Consider the following 15,141-nt stretch of genomic DNA (forward strand, 5'->3'; position numbering starts at 1 on the left):
GCTCGATTTCCCGAAGCAAGATCTGCGGCACGCCGGCAGGGCGACGGTCCCATAAGCCGGTTCGGTGCCCCCCGCCCCGCCTCCTCGACATCAGGCGCCGGTCTCGTCGGGTCCCGGGTTCGTGCTCTCGCCTTGGCGCCGTCCACGCCCTGGGGGCGACTGGGGACGCCGGGTCTTGTGTGCGATGGCGGCGCTGTCGAGTCTGGCTTCGGCTCGATCGGCCCTGCTGCGCTGCACGCTGGCATCCTCGCGCGCGGCGCTGAGATCACCGCGCAGCTCGACGGACTCCGCCCGGAGTCGGCGGTTCTCCTCCTCGTGACGGGCACGCAGATCGTCGACCCGCTGCTGGCCGTGGGCCTTCTCGCGCTCGGCGTCGTGAACGGAGGCGTCGCGCTGGGCGGTCATCGTCGCCAGCTTCCCGCGCAGATCGCCGACCTCCTCACGGAGGTCCGTCGCTCGCCGTTCGGCTTGAACCAGGTCCCGGCGTAGCGGCTCGACCGCGTCCTCCGCCCGGGCGGCGCGCTGCGACTCGGCGTCGATCCGCTCGACAGCATTGCGGGATCGTTCCTCGGCCTCGGACTGCGCGACGAGGGCGGCTTCGGCTCGTTGCGTCGCGGCATCCCGGTCGGCGTGTGCCTCGACCAGCCGCGCTTCGGTGACGGTCAGTTTCTCGGCGAGATCGACCAGCCTCGCTGAGGACTGCTCCCGCTCCGCCTCGACGATCGCGCGCGCGCCAGCCAGTTCGGCGATCACCCTGTCCCGCTCTGCGTTTGCCTCCGCCAGCCGCTGGCCAGACTCGTCCAGCCCGGCACGAAGCTGCTCGCTCAGCGAAGATGCCTCCTCAGCAGCGGCGTCGGCCTCGGCGCGCTCGGCCTCGGCACGGCGTTGCGCTTGCTCAGCCCGACTGGCGCGAGCCTCGGCCGTCGCCACCTGCTCGGCCGCCTGACTCGTCACGGCTTCGATCTGTAGCTCGGCGGCTTCCGGATCGGCCACGGTCCGCAGCTCCTCGAGCAACCCCTGCAGTTGCTGACCCAGGTGCTCGACCATGCCGGCGACCTGACCGTGCAACTCGCTGGCCCGCTGCCGCGCGGCGTCCACCGGCCGCTGCTCGACCCCGGCCGCGTGCCCGGACTGCTCTGTGCGCAGCCGGCGGCGGGCGTGCCAGGCGGCGGTCCGGTTGTGTCCGCTGTTGTCGCAGTACTCCGGCGGCCGGCCGGCCCCTGCCTGCGATGCCGCAGCCGGCCGTTGGCAGCCGGGAAATCGACAGATCCGACGTTCCGTTTCCGTGGGCTCGCTCATAACGTAAAGCTGCACCGACGTAATGACGCCGGAACGCTTCTCGAGCAGTCCTGTGGACAGTGAGTCCGCGTCCACATCCACCACGCGCTGTCCGGCGGCCTTCGCCAGTTCACGCGTGCGGTGTGACTCGCAGGGGGGCCTGCCGTGCGGCATGGTGGCCATGGGGTCCGCGAGCGCGCTGCTGCACAAGTCCCGCGCTGGGAGTCGCCTACGAATTGCGCGCTTGAACGTGCTCACGCACCGTCCGACCTTCCCCGGACGGACGGCGCCGTCTTTGGGACTTCAGGCGCGCGAACCTCAGAGTTGCCCGGCGGCTCGCAGCCGGCTGTGGGCACCGCGCTCCTGGATGCCGCCGGTAGCCAGCAGCGTGGCGACGTCGGCGGCGGAATGCCAGGCGCTCTTCGGTCGGGCGCTCTCGGCGTCCAGCAGCGCGTACAGCCACCAGTCGTTTGTTCGGCGCGCCGCGACGTCACGCGCCGCCTGGGCCTGGGACGGCTGCAGGTGCACATCAGCGAGCCGCTTGCTGGTGTAGCCCTTGATCTCGATGCGCACCTCAGCGCCGGCAACGTCGACCGCCAGCAGGTCGCAGCCTTCGCCGCCGCACAGTTGCAAGTCGTCCCGTTCGATCAGCTGCCGCGCGGCGAGCTCGGCGCGACAGGCGGCGACGGCGCGCTGCTCGTTGGCGCGGCGGCGGTTGTTCTGCAGCACGTGGTCGTAGCGGTACTCCAGCAGTTCCTTGCTGCCGGTCTTGGTTGCGCGCAGCCGGGCGATCAGGGTGGGCAGGTCGGATTCGGTGAGGGCGTCGGGGTGGATGCCGCAGACGGCGAGCAGGTCGACCGCACCGGCGCCGGGGACGGCGGAGAGGGTGCGGCCTCGACCGCCGGTGCCGTTTTGTCGCTGCGGGCGCTTCTCGAACACCCCGCCGGTGACGCGGCCGAAGCTCTTGGCGGTGGTGCGCGGCACGAGATCGGTGAACCGGGTGGCCGGAATGAGGTGCACCCGTCGCTGGCGGCGCCCCTTCGCGTCGGTCCATGCCTCCGCCGGGCCGGCGATCGCGGCGCCGACGAGCAGGCTGGTGGCGCCCCAGTCGGGCAGCCGCAGGCCCTTGTCGCCGCGGGGGTCGCTGCGCTGGACGATGACGAGGTCGCCCGGGCGGATTTCCTCGATGGCGGCGCGATTGACCGCGGTATCCTCGGTGGACAGCCAGTCGTTGCCTTCCGCGGCGGCCAACTCCGGGTTCGCCCAGGGGAAGTGCACGTCGGCGTGGACGTCGCTCCGGTACCCGCGCCAGCCCGGCGTGAACGATGCCAGCCACAGGTCACGGATCGGTGTGATCGCGGGCGGCTGCTGCGGGGGTGGCGCGTCGAGCCGGGTGGTTGGCGGCGGGTACCCGTCTGCCTGGCCGCTGTAGAAGCCGGCACGGCCGAGCGCGGTCTCCAGCTCGGCCGCCAGCGCGCTGGAGGCGGGGGCGAAGGTCTCGCTGACCTCGTCAGCGGTGATTCGGACGCCGGAGCCGAGCGCAGCGGACAGACCAGTCGGCAAGGTCATGATCACCGGCGCACCGTAGCCGGGTGCCCGGCGCCCGGCCAGGGAGGCAATTTGTCTTGGAGGGTCGCCCCGGGTGCGGCTGCACGATGGGCAGGATCCGGCAGCACTCGCCGCTGCGCACCCCGCCGGCGCACAGGGAAGCGCCTCCTGCGACGACGATGGCAATACGGGCCAACTACAGGGGCTGGGTCGTGTGCTGCAGGCGCAGCCTAGCTGTCGATACCTGGCCCTACGTTGCGGTGCCGGGCCTGCTCAGGCCGCGTCACGAATGACCGAGAGGTTCGCCATGGACAGCCCTGATGACCTGCTCACCACAGCCGAGGTTGCCCAGATCATGCGCTCGCCCGTGTCCACGCTGAGGTACTGGCGGCACCTCGGCACCGGCCCGCACAGCTTCCGGCTAGGGCGTCGCGTGGTCTACAGGCGCGCCGATGTGACCGCGTGGCTGCTCGAACAGTCGGAAGCGGGACGGGCCGAACGAGCGGGCTGAACGGCGAGCGGGATGCCGTGCTCTGGTGCCGTGCCAGGATTTCGCGCCGACGCCGCGCAGGTCAGCGGTCCAGCACCCGCGCCGCTTCGGCGCTGACCACCTGGCGACCGAAGTAGACGTCGAGCGTCATCGACGGGTTGGCATGGCCTAGCTGGTCGGCCACCTGCCGCGGGCTGAGCCCGGCCTCGTCGAGACGTGTGGCGACGGTCTTGCGGAAGGTGTGCGAGGTGACCCACGACCAGGGTCCCTCCTCGCAACGGATCCGTCGCCCGGCCACTTCCGTCTTGAAGGCGCCGTCCCTATTGAGCTGGTAGCCGGTGCCGGCGCAGGTCTCGCACTCAAACGAGTCGAGCAACTGGCGAAGATCTCCCGAGACGTTCGACGGATCTCGCAGGACGCCACTCAGCGGCGGGGGAAAGACGACCTCCGCGTCCGACTGCCGTCTGAACCTCCCCCGCCGGTTCTCCAGCATCCGGACGGCGAAGTGAGGGAGGGCGACCACCCGCCATCCTGCCGTGGTCTTCGGCCGCGGTTGAATCGCCAGCCCGGTGCCGGGAACGCGGACCACGGTGGCGTTCACCTCCCAGGTCCGGGCGCCGAGGTCGAGGATCGGTCTGCCGTCACCGTTGGTCCCGTACCGCAGGGCCAACGCCTCACCGATCCGGCAGCCAGTGGCGAGCATCCAGTCGACCAGGTCGGGCAGGTCGAGTTCAGCCGCGCGGTCGCTGCTCCGGAACAACTCGAGGAGCCGCGAGGTCTCGTCCACGGTCAGAGCGCGTGGCGCCCGCTTGACGGTGCTGATCTTGGCGGCGGAGTCACGAACCGGGTTGACCGCAGCGGCGCCGTCCTGGATCGCCAGCGCGAACATTCCAGAGAGGCACGCCCGCGTCGTCTTGGCCGCGCCCGGTCCACTGCTCTTGGCGATGGCGGCCAGTGCGCGGCTGACCACGCCGGGGGTCACCTCGCGGATGCACAGCCGACCGAAGGCCGGCTTGACCTGCTTGTTGATGACCGATCGGTAGGTGCGCTGCGTGCCGGTCGACCAGCCGTGGTCGGCGTCCATCCAGGCATCGGCCAAGATGACCATCCGCGTCGAGGAGGTGATCGTGCCTACGCCGCCCGGCGCCTGGCGGCTGGTCAGCTCGGCCTTCAGCGCCCGCTCGGCCGCTGCCCGCGACAGGCCCACCTTGGAAACCAGCCGGACTCGCCCGTCGTAGTCACGGAACTTGACCCGGGCCTTGACCCGACCGTTTGGCAGCGTGGCGAACAGGACCTTGCCGCTGGTGCCCAGCGGCAGCGGGGGACGGCCCACGGGGCACCTCCGGCACCGAGTAATGAGTGCCTAAAGAGTGCCTCGAACCTCTGACAGGTACAACAGCAAGGCCCCTGACCGGCGTCTTCACTGGTCAGGGGCCTTACTCTGCTCCCCCGAGTGGACTCGAACCACTAACCCTGCGATTAACAGTCGCATGCTCTGCCAATTGAGCTACGGGGGATGAGCGGGTGCGCGACCCGCTGGCCTGACGAGGGTACATCAGGCCTGGGAGCCCTCCCGGAGCGGCTCGCCCGGCTCTCGCGCGGTCACCGCCACCGGTAGCGTGAACGCCGATCCGGTCCCCGTCCTGGAGGTTTCCCCGTGGCGAAGCTGTCTTTCCTCGCCGGCTTCGGCGCCGGCTACGTGCTGGGCTCCAAGGCCGGCCGCGAGCGCTACGAGCAGATCCGCCGCGCCTACGCGCAGGCGAAGGACGACCCCCGGCTGCAGAGCCTCGCCGGCATGGCGCAGGCCCGCGCGGACGACGTCCTGGCCTCCGTGCGCACCCGCATGGGCAGCGAAACTCCCCGCTGACCTGACCGGTCAGTCCGGCTGGTCGGCCGCGACCAGGTCGGCGAGCTTCTGCCGGGCGGCTTCCCGTGCGCCGGGGTCGCTGCGCTGCGCATCGTCGTCGAACACGACGGTCCACTCCCGGACGGGCTCGCCGGGGATCCGCCGGGCGACGAGCAGGACCCCTCCCCCGCCGGGCAGCGGCGAGCGCTGACTGGCCACCACCGTCTGGTCCACCCGACGGCGGACCACCGCCGGCAGGTCACCGGCGTCGCTCAGCGCGTGCCGGACCTTCGGCTGCCGCGCCTGCACCCCGGGCTCGACCTCGACCAGCGGAACCACGTCGAACCGGCCTCCGCCGTCGGCCGTGGCCAGCCAGGTGGCCGAGCCGATCTGGTGCCACGGCAGTACCTCTGCGTCGACGACCGACGTCACCTCGGGCGGCACGATCCGCAGGCCGCGGGAGGTGGCGACCAGCCAGCCCTCGCCGCGGACGAGGCTGCCCCAGGCCAGCACCCGCTCGTCGGGATCGGTCGAGGCGAGGACGGCGACCCGCACCGGCTCCGGTGGCCGCGCGAACCGCCGCTTCACGTTGTCGAGGAGGCTCACGGGGTCAGCCCGCCCATCGCCCGCTCGCGCAGCGACCGGGCCTGCGCCTCGAGCGCCACGAGCTGGCCGAACACCTTCGTGTACTCGTCCGGGGCCTCGACCGGGTTCATCCGCTGCAGCTTGCCCTTGAGCGCAGTGACCCGGCGCACGGTCGCCATTTCCTGGAGCCGCGCCATCACCGCGTTGACGTAGGTGGAGTCCCCCTCACCGACCGAGCGCATGGGCTCGACAGCCAGGGCGGTCAGCATCGCCCGCGCCGACTCCCGCGAGCAGTGCGCCGCGACCTCGTCCAGCCAGGCCGGCCCGGTGACCGTTGCCGCGGCTGCGCCCCCGGCAGCGGCCACCGCCTCCGCCACCGCCGCGTACTCGGGGTCGGTGTAGGCGGCCGGTGGGACGGCGTCGAACGAGGGCCCGGCCACCTCGGGCACCTGCAGCGCCGCCTTCACCGCCTCCCGCTCGACCTCGACCGCGGCGTCGTCCGGCGTGCGCTGGGGGCCCCGGGGCCGCGGCCGGGATCGCTCCCCGCCGTCACCGGTGAGCCGGCGGAGCCGCTCCATGACCTCGTTCTCGTCGGGCAGGCCCAGCAGCCCGGCCAGCCGGCGCGCGTAGGCGGGCCGCAGCGCGTGGTCCTTGACCTGCGCCAGCAGCGGCGCGGTCTTCTCCAGCGCATGCACCCGGCCCTCGACGGTGTCGAGGTCGTAGCCGGCCAGGGTCGTCTTCAGGACGAACTCGATCAGCGGCGTCCGTCGGGCGACCAGATCGCGGACGGCGGCGTCCCCGTGCTCCTGGCGGAGCTCGCACGGATCGTGCCCGTTCGGCTCGACCGCGACGAACGTCTGGCCGACGAAGCGCTGGTCCTCGGCGAAGGTCTTCATCGCCGCGGCCTGGCCCGCCGCGTCGCCGTCGAACGTGTAGACCACCTCGCCGCGGAACTCGTCCTGGTCCATGAGCAGCCGCCGCAGCACGCTGATGTGCTCGCCGCCGAAGGCCGTGCCGCACGACGCGACCGCGGTGGTGACGCCGGCCAGGTGGCAGGCCATGACGTCGGTGTAGCCCTCGACGACGACGGCCTGGTGCTTGCGGGCGATGTCGCGCTTGGCCCGCTCGATCCCGTAGAGCACGGTGGACTTCTTGTAGAGCGGCGTCTCGGGGGTGTTGAGGTACTTCGGGCCCGGGTCGTCGTCCATGAGCTTGCGGGCGCCGAAACCGATGACGTCGCCGGTGATGTCGCGGATCGGCCAGACCAGCCGCCGGTGGAAGCGGTCGATGAGCGTGCCGCGCGAGGACTCCTTCGCCAGGCCGCCGGTGACGAGCTCGGCCTGGGTGAAGCCCTTCCCGCGGAGGTGCCGGGTCAGCGCGTCCCAGCCGCTGGGTGCGAAGCCGCAGCCGAAGTCGATGGCGACCTGGCGGTCGAAGCCGCGCTCGGCGAGGAACTGCCGGGCGGGTGCCGCCTCGGGCGTGCCCAGCTGCTCGGCGAAGAACGCCGCGGCCGCGGTGTTGGCCGCGACCAGGCGGGCCCGCTGGCCGACGTTGGCCCGGTCGGGGGCGCCGGTCGCCCGACCGCTGTCGTCCTCGTAGTGCAGTTCGACGTTGGCCCGGCCGGCGAGGAGTTCGATCGACTCCGAGAACGACAGGTGGTCGATCTGCTGGATGAAAGAAATGACATCGCCGCCCATGCCGCAGCCGAAGCAATGCCACAGCCCGCGCGACGGCGTCACCTGGAAGGACGGCGACTTCTCGTCATGGAATGGGCAGAGCCCTTTCAGGCTGCCCCCACCCGCGCGCTTGAGCTGCAGGTGCTCCCCGACGATCTCGTCGATCTTCGAGTGCTCTCTCACCAACGCGATGTCCGCCGCCCGGATCCGGCCCCGCGGGGGCATCAGCTGCTGCCCCCGATGACCGCGGCGCCGGTCGCCGCGCCGACGGCTGCGGTGTTCCGGCGGCTGAGGACGAGTTCCAGCCAGAGCAGGAACACCTGCTGGTGCAGCGGCAGCGAGCCGTCGGCGTCCAGGGTCGGGCGCGGCGACCAGCCGCCGGTCGAGCCGCTCTCGGCGATCCGTTGCCCGCCGGTCAGGTAGCGGTGCGTGCCCTTCCACATCGAGGCGTTCTGCACCTCCACGGGCCGACCCTCGAGGTCGACGGTCCACGTGCCCTTCCAGAACGACGCCTGCCGGGCGCGCAGCCGCGCGACGTCCTCGGGCTCGGCGGCCCACCGCCCGGTGAGCTCGCCCTTGCGCTTGGCGAAGACCCACTCGCGGTCGCCGACGACCGCCGTGGCCTCCTCCTTCCAGTTGGCGGCGCGGAGGACGGCGACCGGCGACCCGTCGCGGAGGACGGGCAGCTCGCCCTTGCGGTACCCGGCCCCGCCGGCCTTGCCCAGTTCGAGCATCCGGTCCCCTCCCCTCAGCCGATCCCCGGTGCGCCGGCGACGCTCTCGCCCGTCGCGCGGTACAGCAGGTAGGCAGCAGTCTCCCGCAGGATGTAACGGAACTGGGTGCCGCGGGTCTGGACGGCGGGGCCTTGCCGAGTCGGCGAGCTCTCCGCCTCCATACCGGCATCCTCGGCCATGCGCTCCGCCCGCATCGCGTGCCACGGGTCGGTGACCAGGACAGCGCTGGTCCAGCCGCGCTCGGTGAAGGCGGCCGACACGACGCGCATGCTCTGCAGGGTGTCCACGCCCTCGGGAACGGCGAGCAGGGCGTCGTCCGGGATGCCCGAGTTCGACAGGTAGTCGCGGCCGGCCTCGGCCTCGGTGAACTCGTCGCCGGTCGCCTTGCCGCCGACGGTCACGATCACGGGGGCGACGCCGTCCTCGTACAGGGAGATGGCGTGCTCGAGCCGGGCCTCGAAGATCGACGACGGGACGCCGTTGTACTGCGCCGAGCCCAGCACCACGATCGCATCGGACGCCGGGCGTGAGTCGTGCCGCGCGGTCCACCAGATCGCCAGGGCCGTCGAGCTGACGAGGAGCACGAACGCGAGGACTGCGGCCGCGAACGCCCGCGCCATCAGGCTTTCCCGCCGCACTCCCACGCGTCATGGGTACCACGTCGACCTGACGCCGTGCGGCGCCTGGGGAAACTGAGGCCGTGGGCCCCCACACCAGCGGAGGAGGACCGGGGAGGAAGGTGCAGCCGACAATCCCGAGCAGCTCCCTGGAAGGACCGAACATGGATCATCAGGTCGTCACGGGTCCGGGTCTGCCGCCGCCCATCGGCCCCTACTCGCACGCCGTCCGCGCCGGTGGGTTCGTCTTCGTATCCGGCCAGCCCGGGGTCGATCCGGTCACCGGCGACGTGCCCGGCGACTCCTTTGGCGCGCAGGCGCGTCAGCAGTTCACCAATCTGGCGACCGTGCTCCACGCCGCCGGTAGCCGCCCCGACCTCGTCGTCAGCACGACAGTGCTGGTCGCCACCAGGCCGACTTCCCGGAGATGAACGCCCTGTTCGAGGAGTTCTTCCCCACCGCGCCACCCGCGCGGATGACCATGTAGGTGCCGCTCCCCCTGGGCCTGCTGATCTCCATCGGGTGCACCGCGGTCGAGGGCACCTGACCCCTCCCGCTCAGCGCTCGCCCAGCCGGACGAGGCCGGTCTCGTAGGCGACGATCACCGCCTGCACCCGGTCGCGGAGCTCCAGCTTGGCCAGGATGTGGGTGACGTGCGTCTTCACCGTGGTCTCGGCCATGTACAGCTCGCGCGCGATCTCGGCGTTGGACAGCCCGCGCGTCAGCGCCCGCAGGACCTCCAGTTCCCGTTCGGTGAGTTCCCTCAGCCTCGGCGGGAGCCCCCCGTCAGAGGGCGGGGTCGGCTGCCGGACGTAGCTCTCGACGAGCCGGCGGGTGACGGTGGGAGCGAGCAGCATCTCGCCGGCCGCGCAGGCATGGACCGATTCGACCAGTGCCCGGGCGGGGGTCGTCTTGAGCAGGAACCCAGAGGCGCCCAGGCGCAGCGCCTCGAGGACGTACTCGTCGAGATCGAACGTCGTGAGGACGAGTACCCGGGTGCCCGGGCAGCGCTCGAGGATCTCTCGGGTGGCGGTCAGGCCGTTCCCGCCGGGCATCTCGACGTCCATGAGGACGAGGTCCGGTGCCAGCGCGCGGACCGCCGCGACGGCGGACGGCCCGCTCGAGGCCTCACCGACAACCTCGATCCCGGGGTCAGCCCCGAGGATCGCGCCCACGCCGTCGCGCAGCAGATCGTGGTCGTCGGCGATCACGATCCGCACCAGCGGACTCATGCCGGCCGCACCACCAGCACCGGCACCCAGGCGCGCACCAGGAAGCCGCGTCCGCCGGGGCCGGGCCCGGAGGTGAACTCGCCGCCGAGGCGGCGGACCCGCTCGTCGATGCCGACCAGGCCGTAACCCCGGCGGGGATGTGCCCCCGGCCCGGGACCGTCGTCGACGACCTCCACGCCGACCCCGGTGGGCGACATGTGGACGCGGACCGTCGCCCCGGCCCCAGGCGCGTGACGGATCACGTTGGTCAGCGCCTCCTGGACCACCCGGTAGACCACCGCGCCCACCTCCCCGGTGAGATCGCCCTGGAGGTCGAGCCGGACGACCAGTCCGGCGCTGCGCAGCCGGTCGATCAGGGCAGGGACATCGTGGCCGTCGGGACCGACCGCAGGGGCGCCGAGAACGCCGTGGTCCAGCACGCCCAGCAGGCGCTCAAGTTCCTCCAGGGTTTCCGCGGCCGTCCGCCGGACGACGTCGACCGCGCGCCGGGCATTGCCCGGATCGCTGTTCCGTGTCGTCAACGCCGCCCCCGCCTGCATGACCATGACACCCACCGCGTGCGACACCAGGTCGTGCAGCTCGCGCGCCACTGCCAGTCGCTCGCTCCGGATGGCCGTGCCGGCGGCGGCGTCGAGTTCCGCCGCTCGCTGGTCCGCCCTGGTCCGCGCCGACCGGCCCCAGAATTCGGCGATCCGCACGACCGTGCTCCCTACGGCCGCGGCCGCCAGGGTCAGCATGGCGAGGAAGAGGTTGTCCGGATCCCGCACGGCCAGCTCGACGGCGATGCCCGCGGCGAGGACGCCGACCGCCAGCAGACCGCGGGGCCCCCGGCCGACGGCAGCCCACGTGAGGGTCCCAGGGGTGAAGAGCAACCAGAATCCACTGCTCAGGGGCTGCGTCCAGATGCCCACTGCGAACACCAGGCCGCAGGCGACCGCACCGACGTCCGGGGCGACCCGTCGGAGGACCACCGTCGCGGCTGCGCAGGCGGACAGGAGCACGGAGAAGGCGCCCGACTCGCCCGACGCGAACTCGCCCCGGGATGCGACCGTCTCGACCACGGCGAGCACGGTCGCCACGCAGGCGAGGACGACGTCCCTGCGGGAGATGCGCGTTACGGGAATGACCGGCGCCATCGCCTGTGCCGCGGCGTCGTCGTCGGCCTCGCGCAGCAGGCCCAGCAGCCGGCGGAGTTCCAGTCCGGCGCGCGCCCCGAGGTCCTGGACCGTGCGCAGGGCTGGTGCCGGGTCGTCGTCCCAGTGCCGGACGGCATCCTCGGCAGCTGCACCCATGGTGGTGGCCGCCGAACGGACGACGGCCTGGATGTCTCCCGCCAGGCGGGCGCGCTCCACGGCAACGGCGGTGCGGGTCACCTCCGCCTCCGGGATGGACGCGAGGCGGCTGGCCCGGGCCGCCTCACCAGCGGCCTGACGGCCGGACCGCAGGGCGAGCCGCCACACCGCCCCCAGGGTCAGGAGGATCACGGTGAGGAACAGGAACTCAGGCGGGCCGGCCAACTCGTCCACTGCCACCCACACCCCGACGGCGCTCACGGCGACCGCCGTGAAAAGGATGCTCAGGACGCCCGGGCGGGACACGGTTCGACCGTAGCCACCCGAGGGGATTCGTGGCGTCGTCCAAAGGTCGGAGACAACTCCTCCGCAGGTCGGGAAGAGAACGACCGTTCGGACGGATCACCGGCCGGTGGAGCGTTCCTAGCGTTCGCGGTACCGCGCCGCCACGAGGACGGCGCCCGGTCCGAGGAGCAACTCATGATGCAGCTGGAGCGAACGGCACTGGGCGCCGCGGTCGTGCTGTCGGTCGTGTCCATCGGCGACGCGGTTGCCCGTGCCACCAGTGACGCGGTCCCGCCGTGGGACGACGAGGCCGGCACGACCTGGGTGATCGTCGCCATCAACCTCGTGATGGTGGCAACGTTCGCGCTGCTGGCGGCCGTGCTGGTCTGCAACGCTGAGCGGATCGACGAGGGCAGCGGTGCGGTCCGCTGGATCCGCCGGTTGCTGGCCGTCGACCTGGCGATCCTCGCGACCGGCTACCTGCTGGTCAACGTGGTCGACTCCGACATCCTCGGAGCCACGGCCGGCGTCACGTTCCTCGCGATGTTCATCCTGGGCGCCGTGCTGGGCGGACTCCTCCTGCGCCGGCCGGACGTGCGGGTGCCGGCCGTCCTCATGGTGGGCGTCGTCCCGGTGATCGCCCTGAGCCTCGTCCTCGAGGCGATGGCACCGGGCTGGGGGCACCCCGGCTACGCCGAGACCGCTCTCTACATCGGCATCGCCCTGCTCGGTCTCAGTGCCGCAGCGGCCGGTTCGTCCCGGCCGGACCGGGCGATGGTCGGTACGCGCCGCTGACGCCGGACCAGTGCCGGACGGGACCTCCCGTCCGGCACCGCCGCGTCAGGAGCCGGCCCGCTCCCCACCGAGCGCGGCGCGACCGGCCTCGAGGCGGGCCACCGGCACGCGGAACGGCGAGCAGGACACGTAGTCGAGGCCCACCTCGTGGAAGAAGTGCACCGAGTCGGGGTCACCGCCGTGCTCGCCGCAGACACCGAGCTTCAGGTCGGCACGTGCCGAGCGGCCGGCCTCGGCGCCGATCTGCACGAGCCGGCCGACGCCCTCGCGGTCCAGCGACTCGAACGGCGAGATACCGAAGATGCCCTTGTCGAGGTACTGGTGGAAGAACGCCGCCTCGACGTCGTCCCGGGAGAAGCCCCAGGTCATCTGCGTGAGGTCGTTGGTGCCGAAGGAGAAGAACTCGGCGTATGCGGCGATCTCCCCGGCCGTCAGCGCGGCGCGTGGCACCTCGATCATCGTGCCGATCAGTGCCTCGACCTCGACGCCCTCGGCCTCGCAGACCTCGGCCAGGACGCGCTCGGACTCCTCGCGGATGGCCTCGAGCTCCTGCACCGCGCCGACGAGCGGGATCATGATCTCCGGGTGCGGATCTCCTCCGGCCTTGCGCCGTTCGCACGCGGCCTCACCGATCGCCCGCACCTGCATCGCGAACAGCCCGGGGACGACGAGCCCGAGCCGCACGCCGCGCAGTCCCAGCATCGGGTTCGACTCGTGCATGCCCTGGACGGCGGCCAGCAGCCGCAGGCTGCCTTCGTCGGGCTCGCCGCGCTCCTCCGCGACGGCGACGCGGACCGAGAGCTCGGTGAGGTCGGGCAGGAACTCGTGCAGCGGCGGGTCGAGCAGACGCACCGTGACCGGGAGCCCGTCCATCTGCTCGAAGATCTCGAGGAAGTCCTGCTTCTGCAGCGGCTCGAGGGCGTCGAGCGCGGCCTGCCGCTCGTCGGCGCCGTCGGCCAGGATCAGCTTCTCGACCAGCTTCCGCCGGTCACCGAGGAACATGTGCTCGGTCCGGCAGAGTCCGATGCCCTGGGCGCCGAACCGCCGAGCGCGGGCGGAGTCCTCCGGGGTGTCGGCATTGGTCCGGACCGCCAGGCGCCGCTTCTCGTCGGCGTGGGCCAGGATCCGGTGCACACTGCGCACGATGTCGTCGGTGTCGTCGGCCTCGGGGTCGATCTCGCCCTCGAAGTAGCGGACGACGGACGACGGCTCCACCGGCACCTCGCCGACCCACACCCGGCCGGTCGAGCCGTCGATGGAGATGACGTCGCCCTCGTTCACCACGGTGCCGCCGGGCGCGGTGAACTTCTTCCCCTTGGTGTCGACCTGCAGCTCCTCGGCACCGCAGACACACGTCTTGCCCATGCCCCGGGCGACGACGGCGGCGTGCGAGGTCTTCCCGCCGCGGCTGGTGAGCACGCCCTCGGCGGCGATCATCCCGGAGAGGTCGTCGGGGTTGGTCTCCCGGCGGACCAGGACGACCTTCTCCCCGCGATCGGCCCACTGGACGGCGGTCTCCGAGGAGAACACCGCCTTGCCGACCGCAGCGCCCGGTGAGGCGTTCATGCCCTGGGTCAGCTGCGTGGCGTCCCCGCCCGAGACGAACCGCGGGAACATCAGCTGCGCCAGCTGGTCCCCGGTCACCCGGCGGACCGCCTCGTCCATGTCGATGAGGCCCTCGTCGACGAGCTGGGTGGCGATGATGAAGGCGGCGGCCGCCCCGCGCTTCCCGACGCGGGTCTGCAGCATCCACAGCTTGTTGCGCTCGACGGTGAACTCGATGTCGCACAGGTCGCGGTAGTGCGACTCCAGCGTCGACATCGTCGTCATGAGCTCGTCGTAGGCGTCCTTGTCGATGGTCTCGAGATCGGCCAGCGGCACGGTGTTGCGGATGCCGGCGACGACGTCCTCGCCCTGGGCGTTCTGCAGGTAGTCGCCGTAGACGCCCTGGGCGCCGCTGCCCGGGTCCCGGGTGAAGGCGACGCCGGTGCCGGAGTCCAACCCGAGGTTGCCGAACACCATCGAGCAGACGTTGACGGCGGTGCCGGCGTCGCTCGGGATGCGCTCGCGGCGGCGGTAGATGATCGCGCGGTCGGAGTTCCACGAGTCGAAGACGGCGTTGATCGCCATGTCCATCTGCTCGCGGGGATCCTGCGGGAAGTCGCTGCCGGTCTGCTCCTTGACGATCGCCTTGAAGCGGCCGACGACGTCCTTCAGGTGCTCGGCGTCCAGATCGAGGTCGAGGTCGGTGCCCTGCTCGGCCTTCACCTCGTCGAGGGCGTGCTCGAACAGGTCGCCGTCGATGTCGAGCACCGTCTTGCCGAACATCTGGATCAGCCGGCGGTAGGAGTCCCAGGCGAAGCGTTCGCTGCCCGACTGCTGAGCCAGGCCCTGCACCGACTCGTCGTTGAGCCCGACGTTGAGGACGGTCTCCATCATCCCGGGCATGGACGCCGCAGCACCCGATCGCACCGAGACCAGCAGCGGGTCGGCCGGGTCGCCGAGGGTCTTGCCCATCGCCTTCTCCAGCGCGGACAGGTGCTCGGTGACCTGGGCGTCGAGCGCCTCCGGGGTGCCGCCGTGCTCCAGGTAGTAGCGGCAGGCGTCGGTGGTGATCGTGAAGCCGGGCGGTACGGGCAGGCCCAGGTTGGTCATCTCGGCCAGGTTGGCGCCCTTGCCGCCGAGCAAGTCCTTCTGGTTCTTGTTGCCCTCGCTGAAGTCGTAGATCCACTTCGTGGGCTGACCGCTGGTCACCGTTGACAC

At 71.7% G+C, this 15,141-nt stretch carries 14 protein-coding genes and 1 tRNA gene; 4 read left to right on the top strand and 11 right to left on the bottom strand.

Going from position 1 to position 15,141, the window contains the following annotated elements:
- Window positions 1–90: 90 nt before the first annotated feature.
- Together E4P38_RS01005 and E4P38_RS01010 are read right to left on the bottom strand one after the other, a co-directional pair.
- Window positions 91–1,536 carry a hypothetical protein gene (locus tag E4P38_RS01005; protein WP_209308862.1) on the bottom strand — a complete coding sequence of 482 codons (1,446 nt, stop codon included), beginning with the start codon at window positions 1,534–1,536 and terminating at the stop codon, window positions 91–93.
- 60 nt (window positions 1,537–1,596) lie between these two features.
- Window positions 1,597–2,847, bottom strand: coding sequence for a hypothetical protein (locus E4P38_RS01010; RefSeq protein ID WP_135129852.1), 1,251 nt, complete (start codon window positions 2,845–2,847; stop codon window positions 1,597–1,599).
- A 286-nt stretch (window positions 2,848–3,133) separates the two neighbouring features.
- Between E4P38_RS01010 and E4P38_RS01015 the strand changes: the two genes are divergently transcribed.
- Entirely contained in the window at window positions 3,134–3,337 is a 204-nt protein-coding gene (locus E4P38_RS01015) for a helix-turn-helix domain-containing protein (RefSeq protein WP_245160711.1), read from the top strand.
- Between the two features lie 61 nt (window positions 3,338–3,398).
- On the opposite strand, the gene E4P38_RS01020 is transcribed toward E4P38_RS01015, so the two are convergent.
- Together E4P38_RS01020 and E4P38_RS01025 are read right to left on the bottom strand one after the other, a co-directional pair.
- Window positions 3,399–4,649 (bottom strand): tyrosine-type recombinase/integrase, encoded by a 1,251-nt coding sequence (locus E4P38_RS01020; protein WP_135129854.1) that lies wholly within the window; start codon window positions 4,647–4,649, stop codon window positions 3,399–3,401.
- A 111-nt stretch (window positions 4,650–4,760) separates the two neighbouring features.
- Window positions 4,761–4,833 (bottom strand) — tRNA-Asn (locus E4P38_RS01025).
- A gap of 140 nt (window positions 4,834–4,973) precedes the next feature.
- Here E4P38_RS01025 and E4P38_RS01030 point away from each other — a divergent pair.
- Entirely contained in the window at window positions 4,974–5,183 is a 210-nt protein-coding gene (locus E4P38_RS01030) for a hypothetical protein (RefSeq protein ID WP_135129855.1), read from the top strand.
- Between the two features lie 9 nt (window positions 5,184–5,192).
- On the opposite strand, the gene E4P38_RS01035 is transcribed toward E4P38_RS01030, so the two are convergent.
- From E4P38_RS01035 to E4P38_RS01050, 4 genes are read right to left on the bottom strand one after another with little or no spacing between them, the layout of a single operon-like run.
- Window positions 5,193–5,768: a hypothetical protein gene (locus E4P38_RS01035; RefSeq protein ID WP_135129856.1), complete on the bottom strand. Its 576-nt coding sequence runs from the start codon at window positions 5,766–5,768 to the stop codon at window positions 5,193–5,195.
- The gene (gene dnaG / locus E4P38_RS01040) at window positions 5,765–7,606 is read right to left on the bottom strand and encodes a DNA primase (protein WP_245160712.1); all 1,842 of its coding nucleotides are present in this window, start codon (window positions 7,604–7,606) and stop codon (window positions 5,765–5,767) included. Before dnaG ends, E4P38_RS01035 begins: the two co-directional genes overlap by 4 nt.
- 41 nt (window positions 7,607–7,647) lie before the next feature.
- Window positions 7,648–8,157 (bottom strand): hypothetical protein, encoded by a 510-nt coding sequence (locus E4P38_RS01045; RefSeq protein WP_135129858.1) that lies wholly within the window; start codon window positions 8,155–8,157, stop codon window positions 7,648–7,650.
- Window positions 8,158–8,171: 14 nt separating this feature from the next.
- Entirely contained in the window at window positions 8,172–8,801 is a 630-nt protein-coding gene (locus E4P38_RS01050; protein WP_245160713.1) for a YdcF family protein, read from the bottom strand.
- Between the two features lie 137 nt (window positions 8,802–8,938).
- On the opposite strand from E4P38_RS01050, the gene E4P38_RS01055 reads away from it, so the two are divergent.
- On the top strand, window positions 8,939–9,205 hold the full coding sequence (locus E4P38_RS01055; RefSeq protein WP_209308863.1) for a RidA family protein: 267 nt from the start codon (window positions 8,939–8,941) through the stop codon (window positions 9,203–9,205).
- A gap of 126 nt (window positions 9,206–9,331) precedes the next feature.
- Here E4P38_RS01055 and E4P38_RS01060 read toward each other — a convergent pair whose 3' ends face one another.
- Both E4P38_RS01060 and E4P38_RS01065 read right to left on the bottom strand, forming a co-directional pair.
- Window positions 9,332–10,006 (bottom strand): response regulator transcription factor, encoded by a 675-nt coding sequence (locus E4P38_RS01060; RefSeq protein WP_135129860.1) that lies wholly within the window; start codon window positions 10,004–10,006, stop codon window positions 9,332–9,334.
- Window positions 10,003–11,604 (bottom strand): histidine kinase, encoded by a 1,602-nt coding sequence (locus E4P38_RS01065; RefSeq protein ID WP_135129861.1) that lies wholly within the window; start codon window positions 11,602–11,604, stop codon window positions 10,003–10,005. Before E4P38_RS01065 ends, E4P38_RS01060 begins: the two co-directional genes overlap by 4 nt.
- Before the next feature lie 174 nt (window positions 11,605–11,778).
- On the opposite strand from E4P38_RS01065, the gene E4P38_RS01070 reads away from it, so the two are divergent.
- Complete coding sequence (locus tag E4P38_RS01070) at window positions 11,779–12,378, top strand: hypothetical protein (RefSeq protein ID WP_135129862.1); 600 nt, start codon at window positions 11,779–11,781, stop codon at window positions 12,376–12,378.
- A 45-nt stretch (window positions 12,379–12,423) separates the two neighbouring features.
- Here the strand turns inward: E4P38_RS01070 and ppdK are convergent, their stop codons facing one another.
- Complete coding sequence (ppdK, locus tag E4P38_RS01075) at window positions 12,424–15,132, bottom strand: pyruvate, phosphate dikinase (RefSeq protein WP_135129863.1); 2,709 nt, start codon at window positions 15,130–15,132, stop codon at window positions 12,424–12,426.
- Window positions 15,133–15,141 lie beyond the last annotated feature (9 nt).

It is taken from the genome of Blastococcus sp. CT_GayMR16 (assembly GCF_004570875.1).
GTDB lineage: Bacteria > Actinomycetota > Actinomycetes > Mycobacteriales > Geodermatophilaceae > Blastococcus_B.